The following is a 19,587-nucleotide window of genomic DNA, read 5'->3' as shown; positions in this document are numbered from 1 at the left end:
GGTAAGGCGAAGCCGCCACCCGGCAATTCCGGTTACAGCAGCTCTGGATACTTCGTCATCTTCAGCGCCAGCTCAACGCCGCGCACTTCCGCCATCCCTTTAAGACGGCCAATCGCCGAATAACCCGGGTTAGTTTTCTTACGCAGATCGTCCAGCATCTGATGGCCGTGGTCAGGACGGAACGGAATAGGACGCACATCACCAATCTGCTTGCGACGCGCCTCTTCCGCCAGAATGGCGTCTACCACCGCCACCATATTCACATCACCGCCCAGGTGCGCCGCCTCGTGGAAGGTTTTTGGGTTCTCTTCACGGCAGGTCGCGCGCAGATGCGTGAAGTGGATACGATCGCCGAAGGTTTCAATCATCCGCACCAGGTCGTTATCCGCCCGCACACCGTAGGAGCCGGTACACATGGTGAAGCCGTTATAGATGCTGTCGACCGTCTCTTTCAGCCACTGCATATCTTCAATCGTGGACACGATACGCGGCAGGCCGAGGATTGGACGCGGTGGATCGTCCGGATGTACGGCCAGGCGAACCCCTACCTCTTCCGCAACCGGCACGATAGCGCGCAGGAAATACGCCATGTTTTCACGCAGCTGCTGCTTATCAATATCGCCGTATTCCGCCAGGCGGGCGCGGAACTGATCCAGCGTATACCCTTCTTCAGCCCCCGGCAGGCCCGCAATAATATTACGGGTCAGCTTTTCGATATCTGCGTCACTGGCGGCGTTAAACCACGCGAGCGCCTGCTGCTGCTCTTCCGCGGTGTAATCCGCGTCGGCGCCAGGGCGTTTCAGAATGTGCAGTTCGAATGCCGCAAAGGCAATCTGGTCGAAACGCAGCGCTTTCGACCCGTCCGGCATCTGATATTCAAGGTCGGTTCGCGTCCAGTCCAGGATAGGCATGAAGTTGTAGCAAACCGTATCAATGCCGCAGGCCGCAAGGTTACGGATGCTCTGCTGGTAGTTAGCAATCCAGGTCTGGTACTCCCCTGAATGGGTTTTGATATCTTCATGAACCGGAATGCTTTCTACCACAGACCAGGTTAATCCCTTCTCCGCCAGCAGCGCCTGACGCGTCTGTATTTCCTCTACCGGCCAGACCTGACCGTTAGGAATATGATGCAGCGCCGTGACGACACCCGTTGCGCCAGCCTGACGCACATCATCAAGAGAAACCGGATCGTTCGGCCCGTACCAACGCCAGGTTTGTTCCATTGCCTCACCCTCTTAAGTTGTTATACCAATATGTGCTACTGCAATGACGACTACCATACATGTTTGCCGTGAAGGGTCAATACACCGCCACAGATTGATTGATCATACTCACATAACGGGGATATTTACGGCTCACCAATTTTATTTGCTGTCATATAACTTTACACTGGCATTGTTAATTAATGGTTAATCAGGTGTGTATCTCATGAAGACAATTGCCTCCACCGCCCTTCCTGCCCGGGTTCAGCAACCTCGCTACGATCGCCAGTCATTACGCTCCCGCATCGTCCACTTTGGCTTTGGCGCGTTTCACCGTGCGCACCAGGCATTGTTAACAAACCGGGTGCTGAATGAAAAAGGCGGCGACTGGGGGATTTGTGAGATTAGCCTTTTCAGCGGCGATGTGCTGATGAGCCAGCTGCGCGCGCAGGATCATCTGTTCACCGTGCTGGAAAAAGGGGCTGAAGGAAATGAGGCCATTATCGTCGGTGCTGTCCATGAATGCCTGAACGCAAAGCTGGACTCTCTGCCCGCCATTATTGAGAAATTTTGCGAGCCTCAGGTTGCGATTGTCTCGCTCACCATCACGGAAAAAGGCTATTGCATCGATCCCGCGACCGGAAAACTCGATCTGAATAACCCCCGGATCGTCCACGACCTTGAAAACCCCTCCGAGCCACATTCGGCCCCTGGGATCCTGGTCGAAGCCCTCCACCGCCGCCGCGAGCGCGGCTTACCTGCGTTTACCGTGCTGTCCTGCGACAATATCCCTGACAACGGGCACGTGGTGAAAAACGCGGTGCTGGGCATGGCGCAAAAACGTTCCGCAGGGTTATCTGAATGGATTGATAGCCACGTGAGTTTCCCGGGGACGATGGTCGACAGGATTGTGCCCGCCGCAACGGAGGCCTCGCTGGCGGAAATCACCGACGCGCTCGGCGTGGAAGATCCGTGCGCCATCAGCTGCGAGCCGTTCATTCAGTGGGTCGTAGAAGATAATTTTGTCGCCGGGCGTCCCGAGTGGGAAGTGGCGGGTGTCCAGATGGTGCAGGATGTGCTGCCTTGGGAGCAGATGAAATTACGCATGCTCAACGGCAGCCACTCTTTCCTGGCGTATCTGGGGTACCTCGCGGGCTACGCCCATATAAATGAATGCATGGAGGACGCGGCGTTCCGTGAAGCCGCCCGTCGGCTGATGCTGGACGAGCAGGCCCCCACGTTGCGCATCAAGGATGTCGACCTCACGGCATACGCCGATAGTCTGATCGAACGCTTTGCCAACCCGGCCCTCCAGCATCGGACCTGGCAAATCGCGATGGACGGTAGCCAGAAGCTGCCCCAGAGAATGCTGGACGGGATCCGCGTTCATCTTGAGCGAAATACACCGTGGTCCCTGCTGGCCCTGGGCGTGGCCGGCTGGATACGCTACGTCAGCGGTACCGACGAACGCGGAAACGCGATTGACGTTCGCGATCCCCTCAGCGATAAAATCCGCGCCATCGTCAACGCCAGCAGCGACGCCAACCGCGTCCACGCGCTGCTGGGGCTGAGTGAGGTCTTCGGTCACGATCTTGCGCGTAATCGCATTTTTGTGGAGGCTGTCAGCCAGGCCTATGAGCGCATTACCCGCCACGGCGCGCGTCAGGCTGTTATCGAAACGTTAAATCTTTAACGATTATTGCGCTTAATGCGAACGGATGAGGCCTCCGTTCGCCCTTCCCCTTCTCACGGGGCCCGTTTTTCGCCAGGATAGAGAACAGTGTTATAGCATCACAATTCTCATCCGGAGCGCACGTGACCAAAACCAATCTCATCACCGGTTTTCTCGGCAGCGGTAAAACCACCTCGATTCTCCACCTGCTGGCGAATAAAGATCCGGCCGAGAAGTGGGCCGTGCTGGTCAATGAATTTGGCGAGGTGGGCATTGACGGCGCGTTGCTGTCATCCAGCGGTGCGATGATTAAAGAGATCCCCGGCGGATGCATGTGCTGCGTCAATGGCCTGCCGATGCAGGTCGGGCTCAATACCCTGCTGCGTCAGGGCAAACCTGACCGCCTGCTGATTGAACCCACCGGGCTGGGTCATCCGAAGCAGATCCTCGATTTATTGACCGCCCCGGTTTACGAGCCGTGGATCGATCTGCGCGCCACCCTGTGCCTGCTCGATCCGCGTCAGCTTCTGGATGACAGGGCGGTGGCCAACGAGAACTTCCGCGATCAGCTCGCCTCGGCGGACGTTATCGTCGCCAACAAGGAAGATCGCGCCACGCCTGAAAGCCAGGCCGCGCTGGAGGCGTGGTGGCAACATTTTGGCGGCAATCGCACGCGGGTGCAGACCACGCAGGGGAATATTGATAGCACCCTGCTTGACCTGCCTCGTCTGAACCTCACCGAGCTGCCTGCCAGCGCGGATCATGCGCACAGCCATCCGGTTAAGCAGGGTCTGGCAGCCCTGAGCCTGCCGGAGCACCAGCGCTGGCGTCGTAACCTGAACAGCGGCCAGGGATACCAGGCCTGCGGATGGATTTTCGATGCTGAGACCGTTTTCGATACTATCGGGATTCTGGAGTGGGCCCGCCTTGCGCCCGTCGATCGCGTGAAAGGGATCATGCGCACGCCGGACGGACTGGTGCGGATCAACCGCCAGGGCGACGATTTCTTCATTGAAACGCAGAACGTGGCGCCGCCTGACAGCCGAATAGAGTTAATTAGTGCGGTTAACGCCGACTGGAATGCCCTCCAGTCCAGCCTGTTGAGGATTCGTTTAAGTTCGGGCGGCTAACGTTGCCCCAGTTTTCACTCTATGCAGAACGTTATGACAACTCGATTTCCCCTGATATTACTGCTTAATGTCGCCGGTCTGGCGCTTTTCTTCTCCTGGTATATCCCGGCGAATCATGGTTTCTGGTTCCCCCTGGATTCTGGCCTCTTTCACTTCTTCAACCAGGCGCTGGTGAAGAGCGACGCATTCCTGTGGCTGGTGGCCATCACCAACAACCGCGCCTTCGACGGCTTCTCGCTGCTGGCCATGGGCTGCCTGATGCTCTCTTTCTGGCTGAAAGAGGATAAAGCGGGACGTCGGCGTATTCTGATTATCGGTCTGGTAATGCTGCTGTTTGCTGTCGTCGTTAATCAGCTGGCTACCGCGATTATTCCGGTTAAGCGTTCCAGCCCTACGCTCTTTTTCACCGATATTTATCGCGTCAGTGAGCTGCTGCATATTCCAACAAAAGATGCGTCGAAGGACAGTTTCCCCGGCGATCACGGCATGATGCTGCTCATTTTTTCCGCAGTCATGCTTCGCTATTTCGGCCGAAAAGCGTTTGCCATAGCCCTGATTATTTTTGTGGTTTTTGCCTTCCCGCGCGTAATGATTGGCGCTCACTGGTTCACCGATATTGCTGTCGGTTCGCTCTCCGTTGCGCTGATTGCGCTGCCGTGGTGTTTAATGACCCCGCTGAGCGACAGGATAATAGCGTTGTTCGATCGCTATCTTCCCGGTAGAGCGCAACAACAATTAAACAAATAACTAACCTAAATTAACGTGAGCTATCAGGGATCGACATGATCCCCGATAGCCTTCCCGCCACGATCTTTTCCCTCTGTCATATTCCTGTCATCACATTCATGATAAAAATGAAGCAATTGCACGATCACGCGTCGGATCTGACCGCATTTTAAGCAATTACGGATTTTTACTTTCTGTATCACATTTTCTTATAAAAAAAAGGCTTTTTTTACTCGCAATACCCCTGGCAATCGGTTAATCTCGAACTCGTTTTGCCCCATAGGGATAATTATTTCGATGGTGAATAATTTTGTGCGCTATGCCACAAATGTGACCAGAAAGAATTGTCTCGATGTGAACAGATAATTAGTCTCGTCACGTTTGGCATTTTTATAACGATATTTGTCGTTAAGGACTTCAAGGGAAAATAAACAAAATGGTCAAATCTCAACCGTTTCTGAGATATATCTTGCGGGGGATCCCGGCGATAGCAGTCGCGGTACTGTTATCTGCATGTAGTACATCGAACACCGCGAAGAATATGCATCCTGAGACGCGTGTTGTGGGAATGGAAGATTCCTCTTCACTGCAAGCCTCTCAGGATGAATTTGAAAATATGGTACGTAATCTGGACGTGAAGTCCCGCATTATGGACCAGTATGCTGACTGGAAAGGCGTGCGTTATCGTCTTGGCGGCAGCACGAAAACAGGTATTGATTGTTCCGGTTTTGTACAGCGTACGTTCCGCGAGCAATTTGGGTTAGATCTTCCGCGTTCAACCTATGAACAGCAGGAGATGGGCAAGTCGATTTCACGTACCAAACTGCGCACCGGTGATTTAGTTCTGTTCCGCGCGGGGTCTACAGGTCGACATGTTGGCATCTACATTGGTAATGACCAGTTCGTACATGCCTCCACCAGCAGCGGTGTGACCATTTCCAGCATGAACGAACCGTACTGGAAGAAGCGTTATAACGAAGCGCGCCGCGTACTGACCCGCAGTTAATATAACTATTGTATCGTTGGTTATCCCTTGGCTGGCGATATGATGAAAAAAAGCACTGCTTCGGCAGTGTTTTTTTTTGCCCGTTACACTGAATACATCAAGCGGCTTTTCAGGAATCACGACGTCTATGCTCACCCGCTACTTCTCCAGTAATCGTAAAATACTGATCCTCAGTATTATCACGGGTCTCATCACCGCCCTGCTCCTGGGTTCCCTGCAATTTTCGTGGAGTTACCACAAGCGGGAAGTCAAATTCGACACCCTGGTGAATGATGTGAGCGCCTACATGGGGAGCTATTTCGAAGACCTAAAAAAAGCGGTCAATGTCCTCCAGCCTCTCACGCTGAACACGTGCCAGGACGTCAACCAGGAACTCACCTCACGCGCGGCCTTCAGCATTAACGTTCGCGCCTTCCTGCTGGTCCGGGACAAGATGGCATTCTGCTCCTCGGCAACAGGCCCGATGAATGCACCGATGGAGACGCTCATACCTGAGCTGAACATCAATAAACAGATCTATATGGCGTTGCTTCCGGGTACCCCCATGCTGCCTGATGAACCTGCGATTGCGATCTGGTACCGCAACCCATTAGTGAAGGACGGCGGGGTGTTCACTTCTGTGAATATTAATCTGACGCCTTACCTGCTCTATACTGAGCGCCAGGACGAATTCGCGGGTATCGCTATCATTATCGGCGATAACGCCTTGTCGACGCGGTCCAGCACGCTGGTTCATACCCGCGACTTGCATGACATCCCGGTCCGCACGGCGACACTGAAAGACCTCCCCCTGACCATCAACCTGTATGCGGACGCATGGACCAGCGATGAAATTCTCTACGCGCTGTTCTTCGGGCTGGTATGCGGGATTTGTGCCGGATCGCTTAACTACTACATCCTCAGCATTCGGCTCAACCCGGGTAAAGAAATTTTAAGCGCTATCAAGCGCGGTCAGTTTTATGTGGTTTATCAGCCCGTCGTCGATGCCAAATCGCTCAGGATGACCGGGCTCGAAGTCCTGATGCGCTGGAAGCACCCGACAATGGGGGAAATTCCGCCGGACGCGTTTATCAATTTTGCCGAAGCACAGAAGCTGATTGTCCCGCTGACGCTGCATCTCTTTGACCTTATCATTCACGATGCTCCCGTGTTACAAACGCTGTTACCTCCGGGCGCAAAGGTGGGTATTAACATTGCACCGGGGCATCTGCATGCGGAAAGCTTCAAGGACGATATGCGCACCTTCAAAGCCCTGCTGCCGCCGGATTACTTCCAGATCGTGCTGGAAATTACCGAGCGCGATATGCTCAACCATCGGGAAGCCAACACCCTTTTCGAATGGCTGCATAACGAAGGGTTTGAAATCGCCATTGATGATTTTGGTACCGGCCACAGCGCGCTGATTTACCTTGAGCATTTCACCATGGACTACCTCAAAATCGACCGTGGTTTTGTTAATGCGATCGGTACCGAGACCGTGACGTCGCCGGTGCTGGATGCCGTTCTGACGCTGGCAAGACGACTGAATATGTCGACCGTCGCCGAAGGGGTAGAGACGCCGGAACAGGCGGCCTGGCTGCGCGAACACGGCGTTAACTTCCTGCAGGGATACTGGATTAGCCGCCCGATGCCGCTGGCGCAGTTCCGCGAATGGCGGCCTGATATTTCGCCCGAAGGCGATTAATTTCACATTGCCCGTGACGTCACTTATTATTCAGCTTAACCGAGCCGGTCTGTAGAGAGGGAGCTGCCGCGAGATGCTTATGCGCTTTATGTTGCTGATGTTGGCATTCACGAGCCTGTCCAGCCAGGCGCAAACCATCAAAGAGAATATCGCCTTCGCGGTGATTGGCGAGCCGAAATACGCGGTCAATTTTACGCACTTCGATTACGTCAACCCAGCCGCGCCAAAAGGCGGTAAGGTCACGCTTTCCGCCACGGGAACCTTCGACAACTTCAACCGCTACGCCCTGCGCGGCGTGGCGGCCGCGCGAACGGAATCGCTTTACGATACGCTCTTTGTCACCTCCGATGACGAGCCCGGCAGCTACTATCCGCTGATTGCCGAGAACGTACGTTACGCCGATAACTTCGCCTGGGCGGAAATCTCGCTGAACCCGCGGGCACGTTTTCACGATGGCACACCGGTGAAGGCCAGCGACGTTGCGTTCACCTTCCATAAATTCATGACCGAAGGCGTCCCCCAGTTCCGCATCGTATATAAAGGCGCGTCGGTCAGAGCCATCGCGCCGCTCACTGTGCGCATTGAGCTGAGCGAACCGAACAAAGAGAATATGCTCAGCCTGTTCTCGCTGCCGGTGATGCCGGAATCGTTCTGGAAAAATCATAAGCTGAGCGACCCGCTTTCAACGCCTCCTCTGGCTGGCGGCCCCTACCGCATTACCGACTGGCGAATGGGGCAATATGTCGTTTATTCCCGCGTCAAAGACTATTGGGCGGCCAATCTGCCGGTCAACCGCGGACGCTGGAACTTCGACACCCTTCGCTATGATTACTACCTCGACGATAACGTGGCGTTTGAAGCGTTCAAAGCCGGGGCATTCGATTTGCGCGTCGAGAGCAGCGCCAAAAACTGGGCGACCCGCTATATCGGGAAAAATTTCGCCAAAGGCTATATCGTCAAAGACGAACACAAAAATGAATCTGCCCAGGACACCCGCTGGCTGGCGTTTAATATTCAGCGTCCGGTATTCAATGACCGCCGGGTGCGGGAAGCCATCTCCCTGGCCTTTGATTTTGAGTGGATGAACAAAGCGCTGTTTTACGGGGCTTATAGCCGCGCCAACAGCTATTTTCAGAATACCGAATACGCCGCGCGCGATTATCCGAAAGCCGACGAACTGGTCCTGCTGGCCCCCCTTAAAGCAGAGGTACCGCCAGAGGTGTTTACAACGGTGTTTCAGCCGCCCGCATCGAAGGGTGACGGTTACGACCGCGACAACCTGCTCAAAGCCAGCAAGCTGCTGGATGACGCAGGCTGGCACCTGAAGAACCAAAAACGTGTGGATGCCAAAACGGGCAAGCCACTCAGCTTTGAGCTGCTGCTCTCGTCCGGGGGCAACGACCAGTGGGTGCTGCCGTTTAAGCACAACCTTGAGCGGCTGGGCGTGACCATGAACATTCGCCAGGTCGATAACGCGCAGATCACCAGCCGCATGCGCAGCCGTGATTACGACATGATGCAGCGCCTGTGGCCCGCGCAGCCGTGGCCTAGCTCGGACCTGCAAATCTCCTGGGCCTCCAGCTACATCGACTCCTCGTACAATGCGCCGGGGGTAAAAAGCCCGGCGATTGATGCGCTGATTGCGAAAATCGTGGCGGCGCAGGGGGATAAAGACAAGCTCGTGCCGCTCGGGCGCGCCCTCGACAGGGTCTTAACCTGGAACTACTACATGCTGCCGATGTGGTATATGGGCGAAGATCGCCTTGCGCGCTGGGATAAGTTCTCCGTGCCTGCCGTGCGCCCGGTCTATTCTCTGGGCTTTGACACCTGGTGGTATGACGTTAACAAAGCCGCCAGACTTCCCGCTGAGCGGCGATAAGGAATTATCATGGGTGCCTATCTTCTCCGCCGTCTGCTGCTGGTCATCCCCACCCTGTGGACCATCATCACGATTAACTTTTTTATTGTGCAAATCGCTCCTGGCGGGCCGGTCGATCAGGCCATTGCCGCTATTGAATTTGGCAACAGCGGCGGCATGCCGGGCGGCGGCGGCGAAGGGATGGGCGCCAGCCATGCGCGAACTGGCGTAGGGAATATCAGCGAAAGCCATTACCGCGGGGGACGCGGGCTGGATCCGGAGGTGATCGCCGAGATCACCCACCGCTACGGCTTTGATAAACCGATTCACGAGCGCTATTTCAAAATGCTCTGGGATTACATCCGCTTTGATTTTGGCGATAGCCTGTTCCGCAGTGCGTCAGTGCTGACGCTGATCAAGCAAAGCCTGCCGGTTTCGATCACGCTCGGGCTGTGGGGTACGCTGATCATCTATCTGGTCTCTATACCGCTTGGGATCCGCAAAGCGGTGTACAACGGCAGCCGGTTCGATATCTGGAGCAGCACGTTCATCATTATCGGCTATGCCATCCCGGCGTTTCTGTTCGCCGTTCTGCTGATCGTCTTTTTTGCCGGGGGCAGTTATTTTGATCTCTTCCCGCTGCGGGGGCTCGTCTCCGCCGATTTCAGCTCCCTGCCGTGGTACCAGAAAATCACCGACTACCTCTGGCATATCACGCTGCCTGTTCTGGCCACGGTCATTGGCGGGTTTGCGGCCCTGACCATGTTGACCAAAAACGCCTTTCTCGATGAAATTCGTAAACAGTACGTCGTCACGGCCCGCGCTAAAGGCGTGAGCGAGAAGCAGATCATGTGGAAGCACGTGTTCCGCAACGCCATGCTGCTGGTGATCGCCGGATTTCCGGCCACGTTCATCAGTATGTTTTTTACCGGCTCGCTGCTGATAGAGGTGATGTTCTCGCTTAACGGTCTGGGCCTGCTGGGCTATGAGGCCACCGTGTCGCGTGATTATCCGGTAATGTTCGGCACGCTCTATATTTTCACCCTGATTGGCCTGCTGCTGAATATCATCAGCGATATCAGCTATACGCTGGTCGATCCCCGAATCGATTTTGAGGGCCGATGATGCCGCGTTTAAGCCCCGTCAACCAGGCCCGCTGGGCCCGCTTTCGCCACAACCGCCGCGGCTACTGGTCGCTGTGGATTTTTGCCGTGCTGTTTGTCTTAAGCCTGTTTTCAGAACTGATCGCTAACGATAAACCGTTGCTGGTGCATTTTAACGACCGCTGGTACGTGCCGGTCATCGCCAATTACAACGAAAGCGACTTTGGCGGCCCGTTTGCGACGCCGGCGGAGTATCAGGATCCGTGGCTTCGCCAGCAGATTGAGCAGCACGGCTGGGCGCTCTGGGCGCCGGTGCGTTTTGGCGCAAACAGCATTAACTTCGCCACCACGACCCCCTTCCCTTCCCCGCCCTCCGCGCAAAACTGGCTGGGAACGGATGCAAACGGCGGCGACGTGCTGGCGCGCATCCTGTATGGCACGCGTATTTCGCTTCTCTTTGGGCTGATGCTGACGATCTTCTCCAGCGTGATGGGCGTCGTGGCGGGCGCCATTCAGGGCTACTACGGCGGGAAAATTGACCTCTGGGGCCAGCGGGTGATTGAGGTCTGGTCAGGCATGCCGACGCTCTTTCTGATCATCCTGCTTTCCAGCGTCGTACAGCCCAACTTCTGGTGGCTATTAGGCATCACCGTCCTGTTCGGCTGGATGGCGCTGGTCGGTGTGGTCAGGGCCGAGTTTCTGCGCACCCGTAATTTCGACTATATTCGCGCCGCGCAGGCGCTTGGCGTGAGCGACCGCGGGATCATCTTCCGCCATATGCTGCCCAACGCCGTGGTGGCAACGCTCACCTTCCTGCCGTTTATTCTGTGCAGCTCCATCACCACCCTCACCTCACTGGATTTTCTCGGTTTCGGGCTACCGTTGGGTTCCCCGTCGCTCGGCGAACTGCTGCTGCAGGGCAAGAACAACCTGCAGGCGCCGTGGTTAGGCATCGCCGCCTTTCTTTCCGTGGCCGTGCTGCTGTCGCTGCTGATTTTTATTGGCGAAGCCGTGCGCGATGCCTTTGATCCGAACAAGGCGGTTTAAAATGACCCAGCCCCTGCTCCGTATTGATAACCTGTCGATTGCCTTTTCAAAACAGGACGAGACGCGCACCGTGGTCAGCGACCTGACGCTGCAGATCCAGCGCGGTGAAACGCTGGCCCTGGTGGGTGAGTCGGGTTCAGGCAAGAGCGTCTCGGCGCTCTCCATCCTGCGGCTGCTGCCTTCTCCGCCGGTGAGCTACCCGCAAGGGGATATCCTTTTTCACGACCGTTCGCTGCTGCACGCCGACGAACAGACCCTGCGCGGCATTCGCGGCAACAAAATCGCGATGATCTTCCAGGAGCCGATGGTGTCGCTTAACCCTCTGCACAGCCTGGAAAAACAGCTCTATGAAGTGCTCTCCCTGCACCGTGGGATGCGCAAAGAGGCCGCGCGGGGAGAAATTCTGGATTGTCTTGAGCGCACAGGCATACGCAATGCGGCCAAACGGCTGAATGATTTTCCGCATCAGCTCTCCGGCGGCGAACGCCAGCGCGTGATGATCGCCATGGCGCTGCTGACGCGCCCCGAGCTGTTGATTGCCGACGAGCCCACAACGGCGCTGGACGTGACGGTACAGGCGCAAATACTGACGCTGCTGCGGGACCTGCGTGACGAGCTAAACATGAGCCTGCTGTTTATCACGCACAACCTGAGCATTGTGAGAAAGCTGGCCGACAGCGTCGCGGTGATGCAAAACGGCCGCTGTGTTGAACAGAATGCGGCGTCCACGCTGCTGAGCGCGCCGCAACACCCCTATACGCAGCGCCTGCTCGACAGCGAACCCTCCGGCGACCCGGTTCCCCTCGACGCTGACAGCACGCCGCTGCTGCGCGTTGAGGATCTGTCCGTCTCGTTCCCGATCCGCAAAGGTATTCTGCGCCGCATTGTCGATCGCAACCCGGTGTTAAAAAATATCCGCTTCTCGCTGCGCCCGGGCGAATCCCTCGGGCTGGTGGGCGAATCCGGCTCGGGTAAAAGCACCACCGGTCTGGCGCTGCTGCGCTTAATTGCCTCACAGGGCGAAATCCTGTTTGACGGCATGCCGCTGCACCGCTGGAACCGGCGGCAGATGCTGCCCGTACGTCCTCGCATGCAGGTGGTCTTTCAGGATCCCAACTCCTCGCTTAACCCGCGGCTCAGCGTGTTACAGATTGTCGAAGAGGGCCTGCGCGTCCATCAGCCCGGCCTGAGCGCGCAGCAGCGTGAGCAGGAGGTCATGCGGGTAATGGTTGAAGTGGGTTTAGATCCCGAGACGCGCCACCGCTATCCTGCGGAATTTTCCGGCGGGCAGCGCCAGCGTATCGCTATTGCCCGCGCGCTGATCCTGAAACCAGAGCTAATTATTCTGGATGAACCGACGTCGTCTCTGGACAGGACCGTACAGGCGCAGATCCTGGCGCTGCTTAAAGGGCTACAGGAAAAGCACCGGCTGGCCTATATCTTTATCAGCCATGATTTGCAGGTGGTGCGGGCGCTATGCCATCAGGTGATTGTGTTGCGACAGGGAGAGGTGGTCGAGCAGGGAGAGTGCCAGCGCGTATTTAGCGCGCCAACGCAGCGCTACACGCGCCAGCTGTTGTCGTCAGACTAGCGCTCAGAATGGATACTGGCCGGAGAAAGGCTCTGCAATAGCAACGCCAAAATTTTTCAGGCGGCAGGTGGCAGCAAACTCGTCCTGGCTTTTCACAAACAGGCACGGCTCCCCTTCGCATTCCAGCACGGAGCTGTCCACTTCGATATCCGTCAGGGCCTGACTGAGACGCTCCATCACCCGCCATGCATTTTCATCGCTCGGGCTCAGCAGCTTGAGCGCCACCAGGCAGTTTTCACAGCCCGCGACGTTTTGCGGAATCGGTTCAACTTTCGAACCAGCAAAACCCGCCGACCAGCGATAGCTCTGGGGCAAGCGATGGACAATAGAAAGTTGTAATGTATTCACGTTCGTTCCCCGGAAGCAAAATTTACTTCACAATTTATTTACATTTATAGTAACACATCATCGCAAGCCTGCACTATTCAGCACTTTTTTATCGGTATTCAGGCTCGCGTCGGCGCTATATGTACCCGTTTCTGCGATCTAACTCAACCTTTTTGAATACAATGATGTGACTTTTTACACAAATAGATTTTACATAAAATAAACAAACACGGCATAAACGAACGGGGGTTTGGTTGATATGCATCAACAAAAAAGGCCCTGCCGGGCCCTCCAGACTGCTGGCAATGTCTCCTGGCTGAAAAGTCAGTCTAAAGCTGACGTGAATTTGCGCATGCGCAAATCACTAACCTTTCTCTCCGGTTTCTGACACGCTGCTTTTATACCGACTAATTACTATTGCCCCGCAAGTAGTTTTATCTCCCTGCAGAACGCGACGTTGACCATTAACAGTGACATGGCTCGACCCAATTAATATGGCCTCTTTACCGCATTGAGGGCAATCGAACTTATGGCCGGTAACGACCATTGGAGCACGGTCAACGGTGTGCGTGTAAATGCCCTGTACAATTGAACCGCCGTGCGTCGTGGTATCTCCCACTAAAATGAATCGCTGATTCATTCGTATCCGTCCTTGAATGAAATGTCTTTAAGTACAGTTAAAATTATGATGAAGCATATTTATACAGATAACCATTCAAAATCAATGGTCTTAGGTTGTATGGTTTGTAACCTATCGTGAACTTAATGCAAATTCACGATTGCTGAAAGATCAGTCATGTGACTGTAAAGGACACCTATGAATGGACGCGAAATACGGTTATCTACTGAACCGGTGGTATTCAATCCAGAAGAAAGTCTGAATAAATATCTCCTGAACATCAGCCATTCTGACTTGATTGCCGATGTGGAATCATTCACCGGCGAAGAAGCACTGAGTACCCCCTATCGTTACACCATCCGTTTTACCTCAACCACAGCTGATGCTGAAGCCTTTCATATCGTGCAGAAAGAAGCATCATTTATTCTTCGAGCCAACAACCCTGCCTGGTCGACCTATTTTCCCGATCGCGGGAAATGGGTGGCTTTGCGTAAAATCCCTGGTGTCATAACCGAGATCAGCAGGATCAGTAGCAGTGCTGACGAAACGCTGTACGAAGCCGTGCTGGAACATCCTCTGGCACTACTAAACGCCCGGTATCGCAGCGCTATCTATCAGAATGTCTCTGTACCCGAACTGGTTAAGCGTATCCTCAAAGAACACGGCTTTGAGGGATATAAAATCAATGTTGACCTGCTTCACTGGGAATATCCGCAGCGGGAGATGATCGTTCAGTGGAAGGAGAGCGATCTGGCGTTCATCCAACGCTTGCTGTCTGAAGTGGGAATATGGTTCCGGTTCGAACTGCATCCCGACCATGACAATATTGTTGTTATCGTGTTCGGAGATTCCGGGGCGCACTATGTGCACAACCACAAGATCGCGGCAATCAACCCGGCAGGAACCGTAGGCAATAGCTACAGCCTGCGAAAAATGACAACCAGGCATGCCATCGTACCCGGCTCGGTCGACGTGCGTAACTACAACTATCGGGAGAGTCGACGTTTCAGGACACTCGAAACCCAGGCCGATAAATCCCGACAGCCAGAACTGGTTTACGGTGGCGAATATCACTACGCGGATAATCATCTGGTATCCGGCGATCGTTACGCGACAGGCAAAGGCCAACAGGCCGAAACCAGTTGGCACTATGCCCGAATTCGTCATGAATGCCTGCTTAGCAATATGATTACGCTGGAAGCCGTAGCCGACGATCCCGCTATTGTGCCGGGCTTCGATCTCGATATCACCGGCACCAAACCAGCCGCCTTTGACAAAGGGATGGTTGTTACCAGCATTCGCTCTACAGGGTCACGAAAGAGCAGTTTTCAAAGTGAAATTAAAGGGATTCCCTACAGCGAGATCTGGTGCTATCGCCCTGAGCGTCTGCCACGCCCAATCATCACAGGCACAATCCCGGCGAGAGTATCAGGGATAAGTCTTAACGATCGGCTTTCCCGAATTGATAATCATGGCCGTTATCGGGTGCGGTTTAACTTTGACCAGGCTGAATGGAAAAAGGGCCTGGAGAGTATGCCAGTCAGGTTAGGGAGACAATACGCCGGTGATACTTATGGGATACATTTCCCGCTCCTCGATAATACGGAAGTTGGCATTGCGTTTGAAAATGGCGACCCGGAACGTCCGTTCATAGCGCATGCCTTCCATGATGATATTAATCCTGATTTAGTCACTGACCGAAACAGCACGCGCAACGTCATCAGGACGCCACGAAATAACAAACTTCGGATGGAGGATAAGAAAGGCCAGGAACACATCAAAGTTGCGACGGAGTACGGTAAGTCACAGCTGAATCTGGGCCACCTGGTAGACGCATCTGGCAAGCCGCGCGGCGAAGGCGTTGAGTTACGCACAGACAAGCAGGCTTCATTGCGTTCTGCTGAAGGTTTTCACATCACCACAGAAGCACAATCAAAAGCGACCGGCCATCAAAATGACATGGCCGCGACCATAGCGCAGCTTGAATCTGCGTTACAACTGGCCCACTCGCTTCAGGCTAGCTCTGAAATAGCTGACACGCCAGCCGCCGATCTGTCGCCGGTGACTGAACTTCGGCAGCGAGTCGCAAAACCAGAAGATGCCACGCTCTCCCTGCATGGTGAAACCGGCATAGCGCTCACCTCTCCTCAATCAGTCTTGCTGCATGCCGGGGAGAACATGATCACAACGGCCAGGCAGGACATGAATGCCAACGCCTTCCGTCGCATGACTCTGGCCGCAGGGGAAGTTTTCTCCGTATTCGTTCGCAAAGCAGGTATGGTGCTTACCGCTGCAAAAGGGTCGATTCGCCTGACTGCTCAGAAGGGGGAGATTAACGCTGTCGCTAATCAGAACATTAATCTGACCAGTTCACAGGGCAAAATTGTCCTGAATGCGAAGGATGAACTGTTGTTGATGTGCGCAGGCGCGGGCATTCGTCTTAAGCAGGGTGAAATCGAATTTATTGCCCCGCATTACGTCCGTTTTAAAGCACCTGCCGTCGATTACATGGCGAAGGCAAGCCTCGACCACCTGAAACCTACCTTTGCTGAAGGTGTACTGGCTCAGCAGTTCCGGCTACATGCTCCTGACGACCAGGATCATATTCTCAAAGGTCAACGTTTCAGGCTCCATAAAAAGGGCGAAGTCATTGAGGGGATCACCGATGATAACGGTGAATCGCCGCTCCTGAACACGTCTGAACTTGATACCTGGTCACTCGAATTAGTCCATGAGTCAGAAGCACCGGAGGGAACCGTATGAGTGAGTCAACTGATGCGCAGAACGCCAGCCCGTTTGATGAAGCCCCAGAACCTCACGATCCGCAAAGTTACGGCGCACACAACAAGCGTTTCCTGGCGCAGCAGTGTATCGGTGTTCCGGTAAATGCGGGTAAACCAATGTACACCACCAACTGCCCCGTTCACCGTCCAATGCCAGGCATTGTGATTCTGGTTCATGGTGTGAATGACGTGGGGGAAGCCTATCAGAACCAGGAGCGCGGTATTATCGAAGGGCTGAAAAAGCGGCTTGGCCGCGATGACCTATGGCCGTATGAGTGGGAAGAAAAAACCTATAAAATCCGTAACGCGGAAGGGGTAATGGAGGATTGTACCGATACACAGAAAAAGCAAATGGTCTGCTCCAGTACTCCCGTGCGTTCGCCTGTGATCCCGTTTTATTGGGGCTATCGCCCTGTTGATAAGGCTATGTGGGAGGATGACCAGCGCCAGTACCGTGAAGCCATGCGCAAGAGCGGTAATAGCTCAGAAACCCCCTTACCCTATGATGCTTATCGTGAAAATGACCCGGCGATCTTAAAACGATTCGGCGGTAAGTATGCGATGGACTGCTTTCACAATACTCTGGACTTGAATGGCGTCTGGGGAGGCGGAACGTTCGCCAATGCCACGACCAGCATCCCTGATATGCTTGGGCCGGGAGCCGGTGGCGCAGCGCTGGGCGCGGTGGGCTTTTTGAGCCGGAGTGAACTGGCAAATGGCGGTGACTTTACCCATCCGGTATACAGCAACCCACACCGTATTTATCAGTTTTATGCCGCGCAGCGGCTGGCAAATCTGATAATAACAATTCGGCGAACCCCGGCAACGCGCAACGACACGATTAACATTGTTGCGCACAGCCAGGGAACTATTATCACGATGTTGGCAAACATGCTGGTCAAGCAAGCAGAACTGGCCCCAGCTGATTGCGTGATCCTCAATCACTCGCCTTATTCTCTTGAAAATCGCTGGCTGGAGAACGGCCAGCCAGGCCACCACCAGACGGACGCTGCCCGACAGCAGACCTTTGAGAATTTCTGCCGCCTGATGGCAACGAATGAAAAATATGCGACCAGCGGCGACGGCCTAATGACTGCCGCAGATCAACAAACGCTGCTCGACACGATGGCCCTCCCGCGCAAGGAGTTCAGCCGTAACTGGTATGATTCGCCTTTAAATCAGCGTAATAACTTCGGCAAAGTCTATAACTATTTCTGCCCGAATGATGGAACCGTATCACTGCTTCCCATTCAGGGTTTCGGCTGGCGCGGGGTTCCACAAAAGCTGGCTGACGCTATCCCCAATTTGCGCCAGCGTGTTTTTTTCCAGGACAGCAGTGTCGGTCTTGCGCCAGATGGAAAACCGTTTCGTAAGCCTGCTGCGGGAAAAGGTGATTTCGCTTATTCCTCGCTGACAAACGCAACCTGGGATTACAGCGATGTGGTGCCGAACGGCGAAGCCCTGCCTGAGCCGTTTATTTTCACGCTGATGGGGCAACTAAACCCGCTCGATACGAATGCTGATAAAGATAACGCCTACAAAGCCCCTGTCGGGGGGAATGACATTATGGTTTCGTATAACGCCAAAGCAGGAGCAACCAGCAACTTCCGACGTACAAAGGAAGAGGTTTTTGACTGCCCCCCGTATGAACCGTTCAAACATCTTCGGCCCGGCCATGTACTGACGAAAAACGAAATCAGCACGCTCAAGTATTGGCGCAATATCGATATCGTCAGCGGTGAAGTTACCGGCGTTAACGACGCTAATAAAAAGATCGTCGTTCGTCGTAATTTGACCGAAGCCGAACTGCACAAGCTATTCAGCTCTTCAGACGATGTGATGTTCAGCCAGCATTCATCAATCGTCATGTCACCTAAAGTACCTGAACTGGCGATGGCCTATGACCTGGCTATCGGCCCCTGTAAGTCGTTTGATTTTGAGCATGGTGCATTTTGGCGGGAATTAATCGCATTGGCCGACTGGCGCAATTGGTCAACAGACAGTTATGCAAGGAATTATTATCGAACGGGTGAGCTACGATTTGAGACAACCAAAAAGTATATGAATAAACCAGATTCAGTCTTACCTACCGGCGAGTATGGGGTGGTGAACCAGTTTATGAATGCAGCCCGTGTGATTCCTGCTCGCTACCCTGAAGTTCATAACCGTGAAGTGGCAAATCTGCAATGGCCGATGCCACCCGTCGCAGGATTTAACACAGTACCCTCTGAGCCGAAAAGGAAAGCCGGATGATAAATAAAACAGCTGCTCATGCAATGCTGGCCGGGCTGATGCTGATGGCGGGATGCACACAGGCGCAGGACGCGCCTACGCAGGTGATATACCGCTTTGACGACCATCGTTACCTGGAACTGAAGGGATGGAACTGTGAGGGCGCGTTGTACTACGTTGACCCGGTGCGCGGTATACGCTCAGAAGTTTCCAGCCAGTTTTACCGGGCATTTGCTGGCAAATATGTGCACCCCTCCGAGCGCTACATTGCCATTCCGTCCTGGGATACGGATGCCTTCGCTGTTTCAAAAGATTACGGAAAAACCTGGCAATCAGCACCGTTTAACACCGGTTTTCATACGGTCGAACCGGACGGCTCAAACAGCCCATCCAGAGAAAACATGCTCTCGTTCACGGTCGTTAACGATCAGGGCTTTCTCTTAACCCGCCAGGGCAATCTCTACATGAGCTCAAAGCCCTTCGATGACCCGCGGATTTTGCCCGGTGGTCCGGGTATTGATTATGTCGATGAAGACGGTGATAAGCATCACCTTCGACCGGGTTTTGCCGGGCCAAAATGGGGGCTGTCATATATTCCACCCAAAAC

At 54.4% G+C, this 19,587-nt stretch carries 15 protein-coding genes; 12 read left to right on the top strand and 3 right to left on the bottom strand.

Going from position 1 to position 19,587, the window contains the following annotated elements; translation table 11 throughout:
- Positions 1-32 precede the first annotated feature (32 nt).
- Positions 33-1,223 (bottom strand): mannonate dehydratase, encoded by a 1,191-nt coding sequence (gene uxuA / locus ACOTXF_RS07835; RefSeq protein WP_045414639.1) that lies wholly within the window; start codon positions 1,221-1,223, stop codon positions 33-35.
- 205 nt (positions 1,224-1,428) lie between these two features.
- Between uxuA and ACOTXF_RS07830 the strand changes: the two genes are divergently transcribed.
- The 9 genes from ACOTXF_RS07830 to yejF all read left to right on the top strand — a co-directional run bounded on the left by ACOTXF_RS07830 (position 1,429) and on the right by yejF (position 13,019).
- Positions 1,429-2,895, top strand: a complete 1,467-nt coding sequence (locus ACOTXF_RS07830) for a mannitol dehydrogenase family protein (protein WP_047747614.1) — start codon at positions 1,429-1,431, stop codon at positions 2,893-2,895.
- Between the two features lie 122 nt (positions 2,896-3,017).
- Entirely contained in the window at positions 3,018-4,004 is a 987-nt protein-coding gene (locus ACOTXF_RS07825) for a CobW family GTP-binding protein (RefSeq protein ID WP_045414643.1), read from the top strand.
- A 33-nt stretch (positions 4,005-4,037) separates the two neighbouring features.
- Complete coding sequence (locus tag ACOTXF_RS07820) at positions 4,038-4,751, top strand: phosphatase PAP2 family protein (protein WP_164882804.1); 714 nt, start codon at positions 4,038-4,040, stop codon at positions 4,749-4,751.
- Between the two features lie 415 nt (positions 4,752-5,166).
- A complete protein-coding gene (gene mepS / locus ACOTXF_RS07815) occupies positions 5,167-5,736 on the top strand; it encodes a bifunctional murein DD-endopeptidase/murein LD-carboxypeptidase (protein WP_008500946.1) in 570 nt (189 codons plus the stop codon).
- A 127-nt stretch (positions 5,737-5,863) separates the two neighbouring features.
- Entirely contained in the window at positions 5,864-7,420 is a 1,557-nt protein-coding gene (locus ACOTXF_RS07810) for a cyclic di-GMP phosphodiesterase (RefSeq protein ID WP_232926867.1), read from the top strand.
- A gap of 73 nt (positions 7,421-7,493) precedes the next feature.
- Positions 7,494-9,299 (top strand): extracellular solute-binding protein, encoded by a 1,806-nt coding sequence (locus tag ACOTXF_RS07805; RefSeq protein ID WP_008500948.1) that lies wholly within the window; start codon positions 7,494-7,496, stop codon positions 9,297-9,299.
- A gap of 9 nt (positions 9,300-9,308) precedes the next feature.
- Positions 9,309-10,403, top strand: a complete 1,095-nt coding sequence (locus ACOTXF_RS07800) for a microcin C ABC transporter permease YejB (protein WP_316937069.1) — start codon at positions 9,309-9,311, stop codon at positions 10,401-10,403.
- The gene (locus tag ACOTXF_RS07795) at positions 10,403-11,428 is read left to right on the top strand and encodes an ABC transporter permease (RefSeq protein ID WP_008500950.1); all 1,026 of its coding nucleotides are present in this window, start codon (positions 10,403-10,405) and stop codon (positions 11,426-11,428) included. Before ACOTXF_RS07800 ends, ACOTXF_RS07795 begins: the two co-directional genes overlap by 1 nt.
- 1 nt (position 11,429) lies before the next feature.
- Positions 11,430-13,019, top strand: coding sequence for a microcin C ABC transporter ATP-binding protein YejF (gene yejF / locus ACOTXF_RS07790; RefSeq protein WP_048962777.1), 1,590 nt, complete (start codon positions 11,430-11,432; stop codon positions 13,017-13,019).
- A gap of 3 nt (positions 13,020-13,022) precedes the next feature.
- Here the strand turns inward: yejF and ACOTXF_RS07785 are convergent, their stop codons facing one another.
- Positions 13,023-13,367 carry a YejG family protein gene (locus tag ACOTXF_RS07785; RefSeq protein WP_008500952.1) on the bottom strand — a complete coding sequence of 115 codons (345 nt, stop codon included), beginning with the start codon at positions 13,365-13,367 and terminating at the stop codon, positions 13,023-13,025.
- 343 nt (positions 13,368-13,710) lie between these two features.
- Positions 13,711-13,986 (bottom strand): PAAR domain-containing protein, encoded by a 276-nt coding sequence (locus ACOTXF_RS07780; RefSeq protein ID WP_072050719.1) that lies wholly within the window; start codon positions 13,984-13,986, stop codon positions 13,711-13,713.
- A gap of 177 nt (positions 13,987-14,163) precedes the next feature.
- Here ACOTXF_RS07780 and ACOTXF_RS07775 point away from each other — a divergent pair, with 177 nt between their 5' ends.
- The 3 genes from ACOTXF_RS07775 to ACOTXF_RS07765 form a co-directional block, all read left to right on the top strand.
- Positions 14,164-16,728, top strand: a complete 2,565-nt coding sequence (locus ACOTXF_RS07775) for a type VI secretion system Vgr family protein (RefSeq protein WP_045414649.1) — start codon at positions 14,164-14,166, stop codon at positions 16,726-16,728.
- Positions 16,725-19,001, top strand: coding sequence for a T6SS effector phospholipase Tle3 domain-containing protein (locus ACOTXF_RS07770; protein ID WP_102063242.1), 2,277 nt, complete (start codon positions 16,725-16,727; stop codon positions 18,999-19,001). The genes ACOTXF_RS07775 and ACOTXF_RS07770 overlap by 4 nt, the downstream gene beginning before the upstream one ends.
- On the top strand, positions 18,998-19,587 hold a 590-nt coding region (locus ACOTXF_RS07765; RefSeq protein WP_421635258.1), incomplete at its 3' end, for a T6SS immunity protein Tli3 family protein. The genes ACOTXF_RS07770 and ACOTXF_RS07765, both read left to right, overlap by 4 nt.

The organism is Enterobacter cloacae complex sp. IR53041, from assembly GCF_049238285.1.
Lineage (GTDB): Bacteria > Pseudomonadota > Gammaproteobacteria > Enterobacterales > Enterobacteriaceae > Enterobacter > Enterobacter roggenkampii.
This window is presented reverse-complemented; position numbering and strand designations above follow the sequence as displayed.

Coding starts and splice junctions, on each gene's coding strand:
- ACOTXF_RS07775 (WP_045414649.1), top strand. CDS start 14,164: ATGAATGGACGCGAAATACGGTTATCTACTGAACCGGTGGTATTCAAT.
- ACOTXF_RS07830 (WP_047747614.1), top strand. CDS start 1,429: ATGAAGACAATTGCCTCCACCGCCCTTCCTGCCCGGGTTCAGCAACCT.
- ACOTXF_RS07820 (WP_164882804.1), top strand. CDS start 4,038: ATGACAACTCGATTTCCCCTGATATTACTGCTTAATGTCGCCGGTCTG.
- ACOTXF_RS07770 (WP_102063242.1), top strand. CDS start 16,725: ATGAGTGAGTCAACTGATGCGCAGAACGCCAGCCCGTTTGATGAAGCC.
- ACOTXF_RS07805 (WP_008500948.1), top strand. CDS start 7,494: ATGCTTATGCGCTTTATGTTGCTGATGTTGGCATTCACGAGCCTGTCC.
- ACOTXF_RS07800 (WP_316937069.1), top strand. CDS start 9,309: ATGGGTGCCTATCTTCTCCGCCGTCTGCTGCTGGTCATCCCCACCCTG.
- ACOTXF_RS07795 (WP_008500950.1), top strand. CDS start 10,403: ATGCCGCGTTTAAGCCCCGTCAACCAGGCCCGCTGGGCCCGCTTTCGC.
- uxuA (WP_045414639.1), bottom strand. CDS start 1,223: ATGGAACAAACCTGGCGTTGGTACGGGCCGAACGATCCGGTTTCTCTT.
- mepS (WP_008500946.1), top strand. CDS start 5,167: ATGGTCAAATCTCAACCGTTTCTGAGATATATCTTGCGGGGGATCCCG.
- ACOTXF_RS07780 (WP_072050719.1), bottom strand. CDS start 13,986: ATGAATCAGCGATTCATTTTAGTGGGAGATACCACGACGCACGGCGGT.
- yejF (WP_048962777.1), top strand. CDS start 11,430: ATGACCCAGCCCCTGCTCCGTATTGATAACCTGTCGATTGCCTTTTCA.
- ACOTXF_RS07810 (WP_232926867.1), top strand. CDS start 5,864: ATGCTCACCCGCTACTTCTCCAGTAATCGTAAAATACTGATCCTCAGT.